Origin of the sequence: Frigoribacterium sp. NPDC087798, assembly GCF_044742985.1 — a bacterium.
Taxonomy (GTDB): Bacteria; Actinomycetota; Actinomycetes; order Actinomycetales; family Microbacteriaceae; genus Frigoribacterium.
The window spans coordinates 16,560-33,145 of sequence record NZ_JBIUVP010000006.1; the positions used below are offsets into that span (position 1 = coordinate 16,560).

Sequence of the window (16,586 nt, forward strand, 5' to 3'; positions counted from 1 at the left end):
AGGTCCGGTCCGCTCGCGCCGGGGTCCCCGGGCGGTGGGCGTGACCTCGTCGTGATGCGATCGTCATCCGCCGGACCGTCACGAGATCGCCCCGCATGCGACAGGATGGACCACACACCAGTCACGAGGGGGAGGCGATGGCCGCGCCACAGCAGGACGACGCGCTCGATCGCGTCCTCGCCGAGCGCTACCGCCTGCAGTCCGTCGTGGGCCGGGGCGGCATGGCGACCGTCTACAAGGCCGTCGACGAGAGCCTCAACCGCACGGTCGCGATCAAGGTCTTCCACAGCGCGATGGTCGACCCGGCCCGACAAGAGGCCGAGCTCGGCGTGCTGTCGAGCCTCGAGCACCACGGCCTCGTCGGTCTCTTCGACGCCGGCGTCGAGCAGGGGCCGAACGGTCCGCAACGCTTCCTCGTTATGCCGCTGATCGCCGGCCTCAACCTCGAAGACCGTCTGCGGCACGGCGCGCTCGCCCCGCGGCACATCGCCGAGATCGGCTACGACATGGCCGAGGCGCTCGACTACATCCACGGCCACGCGGTCGTGCACCGCGACATCAAGCCGTCGAACATCCTGCTCGTCGACTACGGCGACCACGAGGCGGCCCGCGCCCGGGCCAAGCTCGCCGACTTCGGCATCGCCCTCACCGAGGACGTCGAACGACTCACCGCCGAGGGGGTCACCACCGGCACCGCGGCGTACCTCAGCCCCGAGCAGGCCGTGGGCGGCCAGGTCGGCCCCCCGAGCGACGTCTACAGCCTCGGCCTCGTGCTGCTGCAGTGCTTCACGCGTCGACGCGAGTTCCCGGGGTCGCTCGTCGAGTCGGCCGTGGCCCGGCTGTCGCGCGACCCGGTGCTGCCCGACCCGCTGCCCGAGCACTGGCGTCACGCCTTGCGGGCGATGACCCGCCGCGACCCCGCCGAGCGGCCGACGCGGGCCGAGCTCGTCGCGATGATGCGCGACGTGGTCATCACCGAGACGACCGAGCACCGCGACGCCGTGGGCGACCTGTCGACCGGCGACGGCTCGATGCGCGGGGGCGACACCGAGCCGTTCGACCACAGCGAGGTGCTCGACACCCTGCCCAACGAGGCGCTCGACCGCGTCACCGCCATGGCGGCCCGCCTGTTCTCGGCGCCCATCGCCCTGGCGACCGTCATCGACGACGACCGCACGTGGTTCACGACCCACTACGACCCCGCCGTGGGCGACATCGCCCGGCACATCGACCTCTCGCTCGGGGCCGTCCACTCGTCCGAGCCGCTGGTCATCGAGGACGCCGCGACCGACCGTCGCGTGGCGTCGAGCCCGCTGGTCACCGGTCCGCTCGGCATGCGGTTCTACGTCAGCGTGCCCCTCACCCGGCGCGACGGCCACACGATCGGCACCCTCTCGGTGATCGGGCGCGAGCCGGGCACGGCCAGTGACGAGCAGGTCGCCAACCTCGCCGACCTCGCGGCGCTCGTCGTCGCCCAGCTCGAGCTGCGACAAGAGAGCCTGCGCATCGCCGGCACGACCACCGGCAGCGTCCCGCACGCCGAGCGCGTCGACCTCGACTCCCGCACCCGGAGCCCGTCCGACCGCTGACGTGCGGCAGACTTGCCCGGTGACCGTCGAGCTCGTGCCCTCCGCCGCGAGCCGGCCCACCGTGAGGCAGTCCTCCGCGACCGGGGCCGCCCCCGTGCCCGCCCGCGTCGCCGCCTTCCCCCGCCTGCGCTACATGGGCTCGAAGTACGCGCTGCTGCCCGTGCTGCACGACGTCTTCTCGAGCGTCGCGTCCGTGTCGAGCCGCGAACCCGGAGGCCGAGGAGGCGCGGTGCGGCCCTCGACCGCGATCGACGCCTTCAGCGGGTCCGGCGTCGTCTCGTACCTGATGAAGGCGGAAGGTCGCCAGGTCGTGAGCAACGACTTCCTGGCGTTCCCCGCGGTCATCGCCCGCGCCTCCGTCGTCAACGGGTCGACGACGCTGTCCGACGAGCTCGTCGACGAGATCTGCGGCCCGCCCGCGGACGACCGCGACGTCGTCCGCCGCACCTTCGACGGCGTGTTCTTCTCGGCCGACGACCGGGCGTTCCTCGACTCGGCCTGGTCGCACGTCGACCGGCTCGTCGGTGCCGAGCGCGACCTGGCGATCGCGGGCCTCGTGCTGGCCGCGGCGCGCAAGCAGCCCCGGGGCGTCTTCACCTTCACCGGGGCGCGGTACGACGACGGGCGCCGCGACCTGCGGCTGACCATGGCCGAGCAGTTCCGGGCGGCCGTCCGGGCCTACGGCGCCACCGTGTTCGACGACGGGCTCGCGCACGAGGCCGTCGAGGGCGACGTCGCCGACCTCGGGCGACCACCCGCCGACCTGGTGTACCTCGATCCGCCCTACGCGCCTCCTCGGGACGACGCGGACTACATGAAGCGGTACCACTTCCTGCAGGGGCTGGCCGTGTACTGGCGGGGGCAGACGATCATGACCGAGACCAAGACGAAGAAGATCGCCAAGCTGTTCACGCCGTTCGCCTACCCGCGCACGGTCGACGACGCCCTCGTGCGCACCTTCGAGCAGTTCGCCGACGCCGGGGCGCTCGTGCTGTCGTACTCGTCGAACGCCGTGCCGAGCCGCGAGCGCATCGAGCAGCTGATGCGCACGGTCAAGCCGCACGTCGAGGTGCGCGTGGTCGACCACACCTACAGCTTCGGCACGCACCGCGCGGCGACCCGCACCGCGGCCACCGAGTACGTCTTCGTCGGGAGGGACCGACCGTGACGATCCCCACCTTCGACGAGTACGTCGCCTCGCTCGGCCGCATGACCCCGCACGTCGACCCGACCGCGCCGTCGGCCGCGGCGACCGACCTCGGCCGGGCCGCGGCGAGCCTCGGCGACCTGCCCGTCGTCGACCGCGACCACCTCGCCGAGTGGACCCGGCAGCACCCGGCGTGGGTGCCCGCCCTCGGCCTGGCCGTCGGGCTGTCGCAGGAGAAGCTGCGCAACTCGCTGCGGCACGCCTTCGACACCCCGAGCTGGCTGACGCTCGCGCGCGGACGGGCCGACGAACTGGTCGCCCACCTCGACGACGAGTTCGAGCTCGTCCGCCTCGTCGCGTCCCAGCGGCACCGCACGTACGACTTCGGCGACCTGCTCTCGGCCCGGGCCGGCACCCGGGCGTCGGCGATCCGCGCCGGGGTGTCGGGTCGGCGGCTCGAGGACGAGATCGAGGCCATCGCCCGTGACCTCGGACTCGCCTGCGGCACGCGGACGCGGTTCACCGGCCGGGCGAACCGTACGGCGCCGTGCGACCTGGTGATCCCCTCGGCGGAGGAGCCCGCCATCGTGGTCGCGGCGAAGGGGTTCGACTCGACCGGTTCGAAGCTGACCGACGCCGTCCGCGAGATCGAGGAGATGGCCGACGTGCGGCTGCCCCGACAGACCGTCATGGCCGTGATCGACGGCATCGGCTGGAAGAGCCGTCAGGCCGACCTCAAGCGCATCCACCAGCTCTGGGTCGACCAGCAGATCGACGGGCTCTACACGCTGTCGACGCTCGACCGCTTCCGGGCCGACCTGGCCGACGCCGCACGCCTGCGCCGCCTCATCCCCTAGGCCGCGGCCCGCGGCCCGTGGCCCGCGGCCCGCAGCCGAGGCGGGTCAGGCGGGTCAGGCGGCGGCGTGGGGCGCGTCCCGGGTGCCGACCCCGTGGCGGTCGAACGCCCGGCCGAGGTCGAGCAGCGTGTCGGCGAGGGCGCCGTGTCGCGACGCCGGCACGACCTCGGCGAACGCGGCGGCGTAGGCGCTCGCGATGGCCGTCGTGACCTCGACGCCGCGTGGCGTGCGGCTGACGATGACGCTGCGGCGGTCGTCCGGGTTGCGGCGCCGGTCGAGGTGCCCGGCGTCGACGAGGCGGTCGACGAGGTTGGTCATCGCACCCGACGAGAGGTCGAGGTGCTCGGCCGCCCGCTTCGGGGTGACCAGGTCGCCGGTGGCCCACACGTAGAAGAGGAACCGGATGTCGGTGTCGCCCAGCCCGAAGAGGTCGCCCTGGTGGTCGAGCACCCGCGAGTGGTTCAGCATCAACAGGCGGAACGAGTCGAGCAGGCGGCCGAGGTCGCCGGGGGCGAGGCCGGGGTCGGGCGTGAGGCCGGGGCCGGTGATGAGGCCGGGGTCGGCCCGGGGTGGGGAGATGAGCAAGGTGGTCCTCCGTGACGCGTGTGGGCGTGCCGTCCATGGCACCGGCTCAGTCAACAAGAATCTCGACGATCGTGACACCCCCACCACTGGGGACATGGTTCGCCTTGCGTGCCTCTCGGAGTCCAAGTAATTTGATTGTCGTACCACTTGAGAACAACGACCACTCGAAACCGGAACGGTTCGGGAGGTGAGCTTCTCACCGGCGAAGCCCCTGAATCACCTCGCCGGGGTGGCCCCCGACATCCCCCCTTTCCACCCTCTCGCCCTGGAGCACACCATGTCCCGTCCCACGCCCCGCATCGCCCGCATCGCCGCCTGGATCGCCATCCCCGCCGCCCTCGTCGCCTCGGGCATCGTCGTCTCGACGGCGTCGTACTCGGCCTTCTCGTCGACCACGGTGAACCCCACCAGCAACTGGACCGCCGGCACCGTCGCCCTGACCGACGACGACAGCAACACCGCGCTCTTCACCGCCACGAACCTCAAGCCCGGCCAGACCGGCAGCAACTGCATCGCCGTCACCAGCACGGGCTCGCTCGCCTCGGCCGTCAAGCTCTACGGGACGGGCGCCGCCACGACCAACAACCTCGCGTCGAACATCACGCTGAGCGTCGTGCAGGGCACCGGCGGCGGCTTCGGCTCGTGCACCGGCTTCACCCCGCTCTCCGCGGGCTCGAGCCTCTACAACGGCACGCTGGCCGCCTTCGGCACCAGCTACACCAACTACTCCAACGGCGTCGGCACCTGGGCCCCCACCGGCACCGCGTCCGAGACCCGCACCTACCAGGTGACCTACACCGTCTCGAACACCGCCCCCAACACGACCCAGGGCGGCACCGCGAGCCTCGGCCTCACCTGGGAGGCCCAGAACAGCTGAGGCCCGTCCCGCGGCTGACCCCCGCGTCACGGCGACACCGCACCAGCACCGCGCACCACCGCACCAGGCGGCCCGACACCGCATCATCCGCACCACCCCCGAGCAGAGGCACCCATGAGCACGATCGACCTGAAGCTGCGGCCCACCACCGCGGCCCCGGCCTCGATCACCGTGTCCCTGGGTGCCTCTCGTCCGTGGCTCGACTGGACGCGCCTGGCCCTCGGCACCGCGTCCCGCGTCGTGCTCTACTCGCTGCTCGGCCTGATGGTCTACGCGGCCGCTCCCGCCGCCCTCGGCTGGAGCCCCACGACCGTGATGACCGGCTCGATGGAGCCCCGCATCCACCCCGGCGACGTCGTCGTCGCGAAGCCCGTGGCGGCGTCCGACGTGCACCGCGGTCAGGTCCTCCTCTTCGACGACCCCGACCAGGCCGGGCACCTGCGGCTGCACCGCTACCACGACAACGGCCAGGCCGGGCAGATCGTCACCAAGGGCGACGCCAACCCGAGCGTCGACTCGACGCCGATCGACCGCAGCGCCGTCATCGGCGTCGGGTTCCTGCGCGTGCCGTACGTCGGAACGCCCTTCGTCTGGGCCGCGGCCCACCAGTACGGCCACCTGCTGGTCACCGGCGGACTGCTGATCCTCGTCGTCCTGCTCAGCCGCAACGACCGGTACCTGCTGCGTGACGAGCGTTCCGCGTCGCCTCGGGTGACCGCCCCCGCCGGCCGCCGCGTCCAGCGCCGTCGCGAGCGGCGCCTCCGTCGCCTGAGGACCGCAGGAGGCGCGATCGGCCTGGCAGCGATCGGTGGCGGTCTCGCACTCACCCTCGTCGTGTCCGGTGGCGCGCACGCCGCGTTCGCCGCCCCGACCGCCAACCCGACCTCGAGCTTCGGTGCCGGGAACTACGACTGCCTGCAGGACACCTACAACTCGCAGACCTCGTACGGTTTCCCGTACAACGAGACGTCCGGCACGACCACCACCGACGGCAGCTCGTTCGCCCGAGTGGGCACCCTGAGCGGCGGGGCGACGTTCGTCGCCGGCTCGTGCGCCACGAACCAGAGCCCCTACCTGCAGCTCGACGGCACGGGTCAGGTCACGACCGCGGTCAACCTCACCGGCCAGGCCGCCTTCACGATCGAGACCTGGTTCCGCACGACCAGCACGGCCGGGGGCACCCTGGCCGCCTTCACGACGGCACAGACCGGCACGAACACGACCGCCGACCGCGCGCTGTACCTGACCACGGCGGGCAAGATCGTCCTCGGCGTGCGCCCCACCACGACCACGACCAAGGCGACGACGACGCCCGCCTCGTACAACGACGGCGCCTGGCACCACGTGGTCGCCACCCTCTCGGGAACGAGCACGGTGGTCTACGTCGACGGCGTCGCCGTCGTCACCGACAGCACCAACAAGACCGTGCAGACGGCCACCGGTTACTGGCGGGTCGGCTACGCCCCGCTCAGCGGGCTGCCGTCGGCTCCGACCAACGGCTACTTCGTCGGCTCGGTCGACGGCACGACGATCTACAACAACTCGGCCCAGAGCGCCTCGGCCGTGCAGGCCCGGTACGCGGCCGGCCACTGAGCGACCGCAGCGGGTCTGCTCAGCCGGCCAGTGCCTCCTCGATCACCGCGACGACCTCGGGGGCGTCGGGCTCGGTCGTGGGACGGAAGCGGTGCACGGCGCCGCCGGGCGTGATCACGAACTTCTCGAAGTTCCACTTGACGCGGCCGGCCTTGCCGTCGGCATCGGTGGCCTTCTTCAGCTCGGTGTAGAGCGGGTGCTCACCCCGACCGTTGACCTTGACCTTCTCCATCATCGGGAAGGTCACGCCCCAGGTCGCCGAGCAGTACTCCTCGATGGCCTCGCCGCTCGAGAGCTCCTGGAAGAACTGGTTGCTGGGGAAGCCCAGCACCGTGAAGCCCTGCTCGCCGTACTGCTTCTGCAGCGCCTCGAGCTTCTCGTACTGGGGCGCGAGGCCACAGCGGGAGGCCACGTTCACGACCATCACGACCTTGTCGGCGTAGGCGCCGAACGTGGTGGACTCGCCGCGGATCGTGGTCAGGGTGATGTCGTCGAGCGTCATGGGTCCGACCGTAGGCCCGCCCGCTGCGAGCCGGCCCTCAGACACGTCGCCGAGCGACTGTCAACCCCCCTGGGATCGACTGGTGCGGGGTTTGGAGTGCGTGCAACAATTCGCTGAGATGGCTGCCCGCGACGACAAGATGCGCTTCGACGCGCGGGGGCGCGATCTCGACGAGGCGGTCGACATCCTGCAGGCCGGGTACAACGGCCGGGGTTTCCGCGTCGCTCCCACCGAGGCCCCTTTCTCGTTCCGCCACACCATCGTCGGCGACGGGGCCATGACCCTGCGGTCGACGATGTTCATGGGTCGCGTCGACGGGCAGGCGGCCGCGGGTGACGAGCACGTCGTCCACTGGCTGCTCGACGGACGTTCCACGATCGACAACGGTCGCGACGAGGTGGCCGGAGCCGTCGGACGACCGATCCTCTTCCCCGAGGGGCGGGACTTCGAGTTCACCACCGAGGACGTCAACCAGAGCCTGCTCCACCTCTCCAAGTCGGTCGTCGACGAGGTCGCGGCCGAGCAGCACGGCGTCATGCCCGGCACGCTCCGCTTCGACCACGCCGCCCCCGTCTCGTCCGCCGCGATGCAGGCCTGGCACGCCACGGTCCGTCTGATCGGACGCGCCTACCTGGGCTCGGGCGAACCCAGCGACCTGATGCGCACCGAGATGGCCCGGATGGCCGCGGTGGCCCTGCTCGACACCTTCGCCCACACCTCGAGCCAGATGCCCGCGGCGCTGCTGGCACCGCGGAACGCGAGCCTCCGCCTCGCCGTCGAGTACATGCACGCCAGCGCCCACCTGCCGATCTCGGCCGTGGACATCGCCCGGGAGGCGGGGCTCACCCCGCGCGGGCTGCAACAGGCGTTCAGTCGTCACCTCGACACCACGCCCACGGCCTACCTGCGCGAGATCCGCCTCGAGCGCGTGCACGACGCGCTGCGGGCGGCCGCCCCGGACGCCACGACCGTCGCCGACGTCGCCCGACACTGGGCCTTCGCCCACCTCGGCCGGTTCTCGGCCGCGTACCAGCAACGGTTCGGCGAGTACCCCCGCGAGACGCTGCACCGCGGCTGAGGTCGGGGGTGCCCGGAGCGTGCGGCCGCCTCGCCGCCGAGCGCGCCTCCCGGGCCGCCTCGCCGCCGAGCGCGCCTCCCGGGCTCGATCCGGCGGTCAGCGACCGATGGCGGCGTAGACGCGCAGGGCGCCCGGGACGACCTCGACCGTGACGGGCAGCGGCCCGACGCGCTCGCCGTCCGCGTAGGCGGCGACCCCGTCGGCCTCGATCACGGCCCGACGCACGCGGTGCACGGTCACGTTCGGGTGGCTCAGGTGGGTGCCGCGGAACACGCTCGGGAACAGCCGGACGAACTGCCAGCGCGTCAGCCGCTCCACCACGAGCACGTCGAGCAGCCCGTCGTCGAGCACGGCGTCGGGCGTGACCTTCATGCCGCCGCCGAGCGACTGGCCGTTGCCGACCGAGATCAGGGTGCCCTCGACCGTCGAGGCGACCCCGTCGAGCTCGAGGCGGTACGAGATGCGCGGCAGGCGCACCAGCTCGATGGCGAGCGCGACGTCGTAGCGGCGGCGCCCCTTCGGCCAGCTCAGCCGATTGGCCCGCTCGTTCACGACGGCGTCGAAACCGGCCGAGACCATGCAGGCGAACCAGGTGGCCCGGCCGTCGGCCTGCAGCACGCGTCCGGCGTCGATCGTCGTCGGCTCGCCCTCGAGCAGCCGGACCAGGAGGCGCGTGGCCGCCTCGGCGTCGTCGTGGGGCAGCCCGAACGCCCGGGCCGTGTCGTTGCCGGTGCCGGTCGGCACCAGTCCCAGCGGCACGTCGGTGCCCGCGACGAGGTTGGCCCCGAGGTTCACCATGCCGTCGCCGCCGACGACGATCAGGGCGTCGGGACGCTCGCCGTGGTCGGGGTCGAGCTCGCGACGGGCGGCGGCCACTAGGTCGTCGTAGCTCGACTCGGTGAGCGGCACGACCGTGTGGCCGGCACCGCGGAGCCCGGCGAGCACCCCGTCGGCGAGGTGCTTCCGGCCGCCGGCGGAGGCGCCGGGGTTGATCGCCACGACCAGGCGGCGGGGCGTCGGTGTCATGGCGTCGATCTTGCCAGCCCCGCGCGCCCCGCGGGCCGCGTGACACCCCTGTTCCGGCGCGACACCCCGCGTTCCCGGGGTGTCACGCCGGGCCGGGGGTGTGACGCCGAGGCAGGTGCGTCGCACGGCGGGCATACTGGACGCTGACCCACGGACGAGAGGCATCTTCACCATGAGCAGCACCCACGGCACCACGACGACCGCGACCCCGGCCCCCTACGAGCCGACCATCCGCGAGTCGCCCAACCGCGGGGCCGGCCTGTTCGTCGGCACGGTGTTCCTCCTGCTCGGCGCCATCGGGTTCCTCGTCGAGGACATGGGCACGTTCTTCTCCACGCAGGGCGCGTCGCTCTGGTTCGTCTGGAACCTCAACCCCGCGCTGGTCGTCGTCTGGGTGCTGGCCGGTGCCGCGCTGATCATCGCCGGCGCGTCGTCGCGAGCGAGCGCGCGGTACATCAACACCTGGATCGGCCTGATCTTCGTGGTCTTCGGCGTCGCCGGGTTCTTCCTCGAGGGCACCGACGTCAACTTCCTGGCCTTCAACCTCGGCGACAACGTCACGCACCTCGTCGGCGGCCTGCTGCTGCTCGCGACCGCCGTGGGGGCCGAGCGCCGCCGCCGCTGACCCCTGCCGCAGGGCGCCGCACCTCTCGACGCGCTGCGATCCGGCTGCACGTCCGCCGGGATCGGCCCCGGGGGCTACCGGCGCCGCGCCTCCCTGGCTAGGGTTAGGGTCACCTAACCCAGGTGACCAGGAGGTGCGCACCATGACCGTCGTCATCCCCTTCTCCGAGGCGGTGCGCGAGCGTACGGCCGAGCGGGTCCCCGTCGACGTCGGCTGCTCGTTCATGACCGACCTGCTGATCGGCCGGGGCACGCGGGACGACTACGTGCAGCTGCTCGCTCAGCACTACTTCGTCTACGCCGCCCTCGAGGACGCCGCCGCGGGGTGGTCCGGCGACGCGGTGGTGGCTCCGTTCCTCGCGCCGGGGCTGACCCGGTTGCCGGCCATCGAGGCCGACCTGGCGTTCCTGCTCGGGGCCGACTGGCGGGCCCGGGTCTCACCGCTGTCGACCACACGGGCGTACGTCGATCGGATCGAGCAGGCGTCGACCTGGGCCGGCGGCTTCATCGCGCACCACTACACGCGCTGCCTCGGTGACCTGTCGGGCGGCCACCTGATCCGCAGCATCCTGCAGCGTCGGTTCGGATTCGACACGAACGGCGTCGGGTTCTTCCTGTTCGCCGAGATCGCCGAGCCGAAGTCGTTCAAGACGACCTACCGTCGCCAGCTCGACGCCGTCGCCTGGTCGGCCGACGAGCGCGAGCACGTGCTCGACGAGGTGTGCGCCGCGTACCGCTTCAGCACCGAGCTGTTCGCCGACCTCGCCGCTGCGAAGGCCGCGGCCTAGCCGATCGCCGAACTCGCCGCTGCGAAGGCCGCGGCCTAGCCGTTCGCCGACGGGGTGGGTCCCGGGCCGCCGCGTGGTCGGATCGGGAGGTCAGCCCGTGGCGGCCGTCGTCGCGTCGTCGCCCACGCCGGCGTCGGCTGCGGCCTCGATGGCCGGCACGCGTGACGCCTCGCTCATGAAGCGGCGCACGTCGAGGTCGACGATGATGTCGGCCGGTCGCAGCGGGCGCGACAGGTACAGACCCTCGAGCGAGGTGATGCGGCTGAGGGCGACGTAGGTCTGCCCCGCGCTGAACACCCGTGAGCCGAGGTCGACGATGGCCCGGTCGTAGGTCTTGCCCTGGGACTTGTGGATCGTGACGGCCCAGGCGAGGCGCAGCGGGAACTGCGTGAACTCGGCCACGACGTCCTTCTTGAGCTGCTTGGTGGTCGCCGAGTACGAGTACTTGTGCTTCTCCCACACGACGGGCTGCACCTCGTGGACCTCGCCGTCGACCTCGACGAAGACCGTGTCGCGCACCCGGGTGACGACGCCCGTCGTGCCGTTCACCCAGCGTTGCTCGGAGTCGTTGCGGAGGAACATCACCCGGGCCCCGACCTTGAGCTCGAGGGCCTCGTCGGCCGGGTAGGCCCGGCCGCCGAACTCGCCGCTGACCTCGGCCTTGGCGGTCATCACCTTGCCCGACAGGCGATCGAGCTCGACCTTGTTGATGCGGTTGACGGTGTCGTTGCGCGTGGCCAGGGTGATGGCCCCGCCGTCGGTCGGCACGGGGCGTGCCCCGGCGCCGTTGAGGGCCCCGGCGATCTCGGCCGTGACCCGACCGTGCCGCACGGCGTTGAGCATCTCTTTGAAGTCGCCCTCGGTCTGGCGGTGGATGAAGGCCAGTTCGTAGATGCGCAGGCTCGCCTCGGCCCAGACCTTGGCGTCGAAGAACCACATCGAGCGGTAGTTGTCGCGGAAGTACTCGCGCTCTTCGGCGTCGCCCGGCACCGGCGGCAGCTGGTACGGGTCGCCGAACAGCACGACCTGGACGCCGCCGAACGGCTCGTGCTTGCGCTGCCGCGCCTGCCGCAGCGAGCGGTCGATGGCGTCCATCAGGTCGGCGTTGACCATCGAGACCTCGTCGATGACGAGCGTGTCGATGGTGTTCAGCAGCTTGCGCAGCTCGGCGTTCTGCTCGATGTCGTGGTCGGCGATGAGGCCCACCGAGAGGCGGAACAGCGAGTGGATCGTCTGGCCGCCGACGTTGAGGGCGGCGACGCCCGTGGGGGCGCAGATGACGATCTGCTTCGAGGTGTTCCACGACAGGTGGTTCAGCAGCGTCGACTTGCCCGTGCCGGCCCGTCCCGTGACGAAGATGTGCTCGCGGGTGTTCTCGATCGCGTCGTACAGCGCCTGCTGTTCGGCGGAGAGGGCCACGCTCACGACGACGAGCACCTTTCGGGAGGGGGCGGGGGAGGCCACCAATCTACCCGTGACGGGCGTGACGCTCGGTTCTTCGTGACCCGCGCCTCCTATTGTTGTCGTCATGTCGTCGTCTGTGGGGGAGGAGACGCGCCCACCGCTCGGCTGGCCCTTCGTCGCGATCTGGGGCGGAGCGCTGCTCTTCGTGCTGATCGGTTTCTGGGTCACCGTCGTGGCACTGAACGCCACCGTCTACAGCGGCGCCGGTTTCGTCCGCGGCTACGTGGCGGCGGTCGACCGCGGCGACACGTCGAGCGCGTTGACCCTCGCCGGCGTCACGCCGACCGACCAGCTGGCCGACGCCCTGCTCGAGGTGCCCTCGCTCGGCGGCGTCGACGACGTGACCGAGGTGGGCGACGTCGACCTCGGCGACGACACGCACGCGATCACGCTCTCGTACTCGATGCAGGGCACGTCGGCCACGGCCGAGGCGCCCGCGCAGTCGCAGTTCGTCGTCCAGCGGGCCGGCACCCGGTTCGGGCTGTTCCACGCCTGGCGCTTCGTCCAGGCACCCACCGCGCAGCTCGACGTGACGCCCCAGCACGACTCCCGCTTCACGGTGGACGGCCGCGACGTCACGACCGACGCCCCCGACGTCGCGACCCGGTTCACGGTGCTCGCCCCCTCGCGGTTCGAGCTCGACCATGAGTCGCGCTACCTCGAGGCGCCGACCGTCGAGGCCGACGTGCTCAGCGTGGGGGCGACGTCGGGGGTGTCGATCGAGGTGCAGCCCCGGGACGCGTTCGTCGAGGCCGTGCAGGACATGGTCGACCAGCAGCTCGACGAGCAGTGCGTCCCGCAGCAGGTGCTGCTGCCGGCCGGGTGCCCCTTCGGCCGCCAGGTCGACGACCGGGTCACCGACGACCCGACGTGGACCGTGCCCGTCCACCCCGTCGTCTCGATCGTCCCCGGCCCGTCGGGGCAGTGGCAGGTGCCCGGCGTGGCCGGCACCGCCCACCTCGTCGTCGGCGCCCAGTCGCTCTTCGACGGGAAGCGCTACACGATCGACGAGGACGTCCCCTTCACCGTCACGTACCTGATGCGCATCAGCACGTCCGACGAGCTGACGTTCGACTAGGCCCGCCCGGTCAGCCCCCGGGCAGCCCCGGGCAGCCCCGGCCACCCGGGGTCGACCGGACGCGGGAGGCGCGGATCGGCCTGTCAAGGTCCGTCCTGGTCAGGCGGTGGCCGCCCCGGCCCGCTCGAGGTCGCGCAGGTCGTCCACGCCGCCGAAGGTCGCTCGGTAGGCCCGCGGGGTGGTGCCGAGGACGCGGGCGAAGTGGTGTCGCAGGACGGCTGCCGAACCGAAGCCGACCTCGTCGGCGATCGCGTCGATGCCGAGCCCCGTCGCCTCGAGCAGCTCCTGCGACCGCAGGAGGCGCTGGCGGGTGAGCCACGCCCCCGGCGTCGCCCCCAGCTCGGCCTTGAACCGTCGGGCGAAGGTGCGCGGCGACATGTGCGCCCTCGCGGCCAACCCCTCGATGCTCAGGTCGTCGCGGAGGTGTCCGAGCATCCAGTCGGTCAGGGGCGCGAGCGAGTCGTCGACCTCGACCGGGAGGGGCGTCTTGATGAACTGGCTCTGACCGCCGTCGCGGTGCGGCGGCACGACCATCCGGCGGGCGATCACGTTCGCCGCGGCGGCGCCGTGCTCGCGGCGGACGAGGTGCAGGCAGGCGTCGATGCCGGCGGCCGTGCCCGCGCTCGTGATGATCCGGCGGTCCTCGACGAAGAGTACGTCGGCGTCGACCTCGATCGCGGGGTGCTCGCGCTGCAGGGCGTCGGAGTACCGCCAGTGCGTCGTCGCCCGTCGGCCGTCGAGCAGCCCGGCCTCGGCCAGGACGAACGCCCCGCTGCAGACGCTGAGCAACCACGCCCCCCGGGCCTCGGCCGCGACGAGCAGCTCGCGCACCGCCGGGGAGACGAGCTCGGCCTGGTCGGGACGGTTCCACAGGGCCGGCACGCACACGACGTCGGCGTCGGCCGCGGCGCCCAGGTCGAGGTCGACCGTGATCGAGAAGCCCTGGTTCGTGCGCACGAGCCCCGGGTGCTCGGTCACGATGCGGTGCTCGAACGGAGGCGCGCCCTCGTCGGTCCGGTCGAGGCCGAACACCTCGCAGAGCACGCCGAACTCGAACGGCGCGACGCCGTCGGCGACGATCGTGGCGACGGTGCGGAACGGGGGCATCGGGACTCCTGGGGTGGGTCGAGCCGCACGCCGCCACGAAGTGGTCACCGCGCCATCTTTTCTCGTGGCGTGGTGATCACATCGTGGCGGGCTGGCGGGCTGGCGGGCTGGCGGGCTGGCGGGCTGGCGGGCTGGCGGGCTGGCGGTGTGGCGGGAGGGCGGTGTGGCGGGATGTCGACGGGTGGTGGCAACACTGCCACTCGTGGCAGGACCTGCCCACCCGTAGGGTTCCTGCCATGACCACCGAGCCCCGCCCGACGCCCGAGCCGCGATCGACCGCCGAGCCCCGCCCGACGCCCGAGCCGCAATCGACCGCCGCCGCCGCCGTCCTCGACGAGCTGCTCGCGCCTCCCTCGCTCGTCGCCGCCCGGGCCCTCGAGGCCGCCGCCGCCGTGTCGAGCCCGGCCCTGCTCGCGCACAGCCGTCGCTCGGCGGCGCTCGCCGTCGACCTCGGGCGACGCGAGGGGCTGGCCTTCGACCACGAGCTGCTGTTCGTCGCGGCGGCCCTGCACGACGTGGGGCTGGCGTCGCCGTTCGACAGCCACACCGAGCCGTTCGAGCGAGCGGGGGGCGAGGTCGCCCGGGTGTTCGCCGCGGGGGCGGGCTGGTCGGCCGCACGCGCCCAGCGGCTGGCGGACGTCATCGTGCGGCACATGTGGCCCGCGGTCTCGGCCGACCTCGACGTCGAGGGTCACCTGCTCGAGCGGGCGACGAGCCTCGACGTGTCGGGGGTGGGCGGTGAGGACTGGCCGGCCGAACTGGTCGCCGCCCTGGTCGAGCGGCTGCCCCGTGACGGCTTCGGTGCCGAGTTCGGCGGGCTGATGTCGACGCAGGCGCACCGGAAGCCCGGGTCCGAGGCGGCCCGCACGATTCGGGGCGGCATGCGCGACCGGATCGCCGCGAACCCGCTCGACCGCCTCTGACCCCGGCGCCGAGCACCCGCCGCCCGCGCACCGGCACCCGCCGCCCGCGCACCGGCACCCGGCGCCCGGGCATCCCGCGCACGAGCACCCGCCGCCCGCGCACCGGGTGGGCCACGGCCACGTGCGCCGGGCCCCCTCCCGCGATCGCGCTCCATCGGTTAGAATGATGCGAACGTATGAATCAGGAGAGCACCCGCATGGCACACCCCCTCGAGTTCGGCCTCGACACCTTCGGCGACATCACCGACCGCCTCGACGGCAGCCCCGTCACGCACGCCCAGGCCATCCGCAACCTGGTCGACCAGGCCGTCCTGGCCGACGAGGTCGGTCTCGACTTCATCGGCGTCGGCGAGCACCACCGCAAGGACTTCGCCGTCTCGGCCCCCGAGGTCGTTCTCGCCGCGATCGCCGCCCGCACGAAGACCATCCGCCTGGGCTCGGCCGTCACCGTCCTCAGCTCGGACGATCCCGTGCGCGTGTTCCAGCGCTTCGCCACGGTCGACGCGATCTCGAACGGCCGTGCCGAGGTCATCCTGGGCCGCGGCTCGTTCACCGAGTCGTTCCCGCTCTTCGGCCTCGACCTGCAGGACTACGAGGTGCTCTTCGAGGAGAAGATCCAGCTCTTCGCCGAACTGCTGAAGGAGGGCCCGACGACCTGGTCGGGCACCGTCCGCGCCGGCCTCGACGCGCAAGAGGTCTACCCCAAGACCGAAGGCGGCTCCATCCGCACCTGGGTCGGCGTCGGCGGATCGCCGCAGTCGGTCATCCGGGCCGCGCACTACGGCTTCCCGCTCTTCCTCGCGATCATCGGAGGCCAGCCGGCGCAGTTCGCGCCGTACGCCGACCTCTACCGACGCGCCCTCGGCGAGTTCGGCCACGACTCGCAGCCGATCGCGATGCACTCGCCCGGTTTCGTGGCCGAGACCGATGCCGAAGCCAAGGAGGCGCTGTTCCCCTACCAAGAGGAGCAGACGAACCAGCTCGGTCGCGAACGCGGCTGGCCCCCCTACAGCCGCGCGCAGTACGAGGCCAGCGCCAGCTCGACCGGCGCGCTCTACGTGGGCTCGCCCGAGACCGTCGCCACGAAGATCGCGCAGAACATGCGCCTGCTCGGCGCGACGCGTTTCGACATGCGGTACAGCATGGGCCGCCTGCCGCACGAGCTCATGATGCGCAGCATCGAGCTGTACGGCACGAAGGTCGTCCCGCTGGTGCGCGAGATGCTCGCCTGACGCGACCCGCGCCTCCTCGGGGCTCGTGCCCGACGACCCCGACCAGCGCACCGCGTTTCGTGCACCGCACCCCGACTAGTCGCGGTGCCCTGCACGAAACACGGTGCGTTGCTGTT

The 16,586-nt window shown here is 72.2% G+C and carries 16 protein-coding genes; 11 read left to right on the forward strand and 5 right to left on the reverse strand.

Annotated elements, in window-relative coordinates; all coding sequences use genetic code 11:
• Positions 1–137 precede the first annotated feature (137 nt).
• The 3 genes from ACIOSR_RS13880 to ACIOSR_RS13890 are packed head-to-tail and all read left to right on the forward strand — an operon-like array spanning position 138 to position 3,593.
• Positions 138–1,589, forward strand: coding sequence for a GAF domain-containing serine/threonine-protein kinase (locus ACIOSR_RS13880; protein WP_082460653.1), 1,452 nt, complete (start codon positions 138–140; stop codon positions 1,587–1,589).
• Between the two features lie 19 nt (positions 1,590–1,608).
• Positions 1,609–2,757 carry a DNA adenine methylase gene (locus ACIOSR_RS13885; RefSeq protein WP_402752919.1) on the forward strand — a complete coding sequence of 383 codons (1,149 nt, stop codon included), beginning with the start codon at positions 1,609–1,611 and terminating at the stop codon, positions 2,755–2,757.
• Positions 2,754–3,593, forward strand: coding sequence for a hypothetical protein (locus tag ACIOSR_RS13890; protein WP_236556915.1), 840 nt, complete (start codon positions 2,754–2,756; stop codon positions 3,591–3,593). The genes ACIOSR_RS13885 and ACIOSR_RS13890 overlap by 4 nt, the downstream gene beginning before the upstream one ends.
• Before the next feature lie 54 nt (positions 3,594–3,647).
• Here the strand turns inward: ACIOSR_RS13890 and ACIOSR_RS13895 are convergent, their stop codons facing one another.
• Positions 3,648–4,178: a MarR family winged helix-turn-helix transcriptional regulator gene (locus tag ACIOSR_RS13895; RefSeq protein ID WP_159825878.1), complete on the reverse strand. Its 531-nt coding sequence runs from the start codon at positions 4,176–4,178 to the stop codon at positions 3,648–3,650.
• Positions 4,179–4,455: 277 nt separating this feature from the next.
• On the opposite strand from ACIOSR_RS13895, the gene ACIOSR_RS13900 reads away from it, so the two are divergent.
• Complete coding sequence (locus ACIOSR_RS13900) at positions 4,456–5,055, forward strand: hypothetical protein (protein WP_056049806.1); 600 nt, start codon at positions 4,456–4,458, stop codon at positions 5,053–5,055.
• Positions 5,056–5,169: 114 nt separating this feature from the next.
• On the forward strand, positions 5,170–6,648 hold the full coding sequence (locus tag ACIOSR_RS13905) for a signal peptidase I (RefSeq protein ID WP_402752920.1): 1,479 nt from the start codon (positions 5,170–5,172) through the stop codon (positions 6,646–6,648).
• 19 nt (positions 6,649–6,667) lie between these two features.
• Here ACIOSR_RS13905 and ACIOSR_RS13910 read toward each other — a convergent pair whose 3' ends face one another.
• Positions 6,668–7,150 carry a glutathione peroxidase gene (locus ACIOSR_RS13910; protein ID WP_056049801.1) on the reverse strand — a complete coding sequence of 161 codons (483 nt, stop codon included), beginning with the start codon at positions 7,148–7,150 and terminating at the stop codon, positions 6,668–6,670.
• A 118-nt stretch (positions 7,151–7,268) separates the two neighbouring features.
• Here ACIOSR_RS13910 and ACIOSR_RS13915 point away from each other — a divergent pair, with 118 nt between their 5' ends.
• Positions 7,269–8,228, forward strand: coding sequence for a helix-turn-helix domain-containing protein (locus tag ACIOSR_RS13915; RefSeq protein WP_192124952.1), 960 nt, complete (start codon positions 7,269–7,271; stop codon positions 8,226–8,228).
• A 96-nt stretch (positions 8,229–8,324) separates the two neighbouring features.
• Here the strand turns inward: ACIOSR_RS13915 and ACIOSR_RS13920 are convergent, their stop codons facing one another.
• Positions 8,325–9,254: a diacylglycerol kinase family protein gene (locus tag ACIOSR_RS13920; protein ID WP_402752921.1), complete on the reverse strand. Its 930-nt coding sequence runs from the start codon at positions 9,252–9,254 to the stop codon at positions 8,325–8,327.
• Positions 9,255–9,426: 172 nt separating this feature from the next.
• On the opposite strand from ACIOSR_RS13920, the gene ACIOSR_RS13925 reads away from it, so the two are divergent.
• Complete coding sequence (locus ACIOSR_RS13925) at positions 9,427–9,879, forward strand: DUF4383 domain-containing protein (RefSeq protein ID WP_056049797.1); 453 nt, start codon at positions 9,427–9,429, stop codon at positions 9,877–9,879.
• A 142-nt stretch (positions 9,880–10,021) separates the two neighbouring features.
• Entirely contained in the window at positions 10,022–10,666 is a 645-nt protein-coding gene (locus ACIOSR_RS13930; protein ID WP_402752922.1) for a heme oxygenase (biliverdin-producing), read from the forward strand.
• Positions 10,667–10,756: 90 nt separating this feature from the next.
• On the opposite strand, the gene ACIOSR_RS13935 is transcribed toward ACIOSR_RS13930, so the two are convergent.
• Entirely contained in the window at positions 10,757–12,091 is a 1,335-nt protein-coding gene (locus ACIOSR_RS13935) for an ATP-dependent RecD-like DNA helicase (RefSeq protein ID WP_233568441.1), read from the reverse strand.
• Positions 12,092–12,194: 103 nt separating this feature from the next.
• Here ACIOSR_RS13935 and ACIOSR_RS13940 point away from each other — a divergent pair, with 103 nt between their 5' ends.
• The gene (locus tag ACIOSR_RS13940; protein WP_267658997.1) at positions 12,195–13,208 is read left to right on the forward strand and encodes a hypothetical protein; all 1,014 of its coding nucleotides are present in this window, start codon (positions 12,195–12,197) and stop codon (positions 13,206–13,208) included.
• Positions 13,209–13,307: 99 nt separating this feature from the next.
• Here ACIOSR_RS13940 and ACIOSR_RS13945 read toward each other — a convergent pair whose 3' ends face one another.
• Complete coding sequence (locus ACIOSR_RS13945; protein ID WP_159825619.1) at positions 13,308–14,315, reverse strand: GlxA family transcriptional regulator; 1,008 nt, start codon at positions 14,313–14,315, stop codon at positions 13,308–13,310.
• Positions 14,316–14,551: 236 nt separating this feature from the next.
• On the opposite strand from ACIOSR_RS13945, the gene ACIOSR_RS13950 reads away from it, so the two are divergent.
• Together ACIOSR_RS13950 and ACIOSR_RS13955 are read left to right on the forward strand one after the other, a co-directional pair.
• Positions 14,552–15,238: an HD domain-containing protein gene (locus ACIOSR_RS13950; RefSeq protein WP_402752923.1), complete on the forward strand. Its 687-nt coding sequence runs from the start codon at positions 14,552–14,554 to the stop codon at positions 15,236–15,238.
• Between the two features lie 197 nt (positions 15,239–15,435).
• Complete coding sequence (locus tag ACIOSR_RS13955) at positions 15,436–16,470, forward strand: LLM class flavin-dependent oxidoreductase (protein ID WP_056049785.1); 1,035 nt, start codon at positions 15,436–15,438, stop codon at positions 16,468–16,470.
• The last annotated feature ends 116 nt before the right edge of the window (positions 16,471–16,586 follow it).

What these genes read in the sequence shown, in the direction of transcription:
- ACIOSR_RS13880 (WP_082460653.1), top strand. Translation starts at nt 138, where the DNA reads ATGGCCGCGCCACAGCAGGACGACGCGCTCGATCGCGTCCTCGCCGAG.
- ACIOSR_RS13900 (WP_056049806.1), top strand. Translation starts at nt 4,456, where the DNA reads ATGTCCCGTCCCACGCCCCGCATCGCCCGCATCGCCGCCTGGATCGCC.
- ACIOSR_RS13905 (WP_402752920.1), top strand. Translation starts at nt 5,170, where the DNA reads ATGAGCACGATCGACCTGAAGCTGCGGCCCACCACCGCGGCCCCGGCC.
- ACIOSR_RS13910 (WP_056049801.1), bottom strand. Translation starts at nt 7,150, where the DNA reads ATGACGCTCGACGACATCACCCTGACCACGATCCGCGGCGAGTCCACC.
- ACIOSR_RS13915 (WP_192124952.1), top strand. Translation starts at nt 7,269, where the DNA reads ATGGCTGCCCGCGACGACAAGATGCGCTTCGACGCGCGGGGGCGCGAT.
- ACIOSR_RS13920 (WP_402752921.1), bottom strand. Translation starts at nt 9,254, where the DNA reads ATGACACCGACGCCCCGCCGCCTGGTCGTGGCGATCAACCCCGGCGCC.
- ACIOSR_RS13925 (WP_056049797.1), top strand. Translation starts at nt 9,427, where the DNA reads ATGAGCAGCACCCACGGCACCACGACGACCGCGACCCCGGCCCCCTAC.
- ACIOSR_RS13930 (WP_402752922.1), top strand. Translation starts at nt 10,022, where the DNA reads ATGACCGTCGTCATCCCCTTCTCCGAGGCGGTGCGCGAGCGTACGGCC.
- ACIOSR_RS13940 (WP_267658997.1), top strand. Translation starts at nt 12,195, where the DNA reads ATGTCGTCGTCTGTGGGGGAGGAGACGCGCCCACCGCTCGGCTGGCCC.
- ACIOSR_RS13945 (WP_159825619.1), bottom strand. Translation starts at nt 14,315, where the DNA reads ATGCCCCCGTTCCGCACCGTCGCCACGATCGTCGCCGACGGCGTCGCG.
- ACIOSR_RS13950 (WP_402752923.1), top strand. Translation starts at nt 14,552, where the DNA reads ATGACCACCGAGCCCCGCCCGACGCCCGAGCCGCGATCGACCGCCGAG.
- ACIOSR_RS13955 (WP_056049785.1), top strand. Translation starts at nt 15,436, where the DNA reads ATGGCACACCCCCTCGAGTTCGGCCTCGACACCTTCGGCGACATCACC.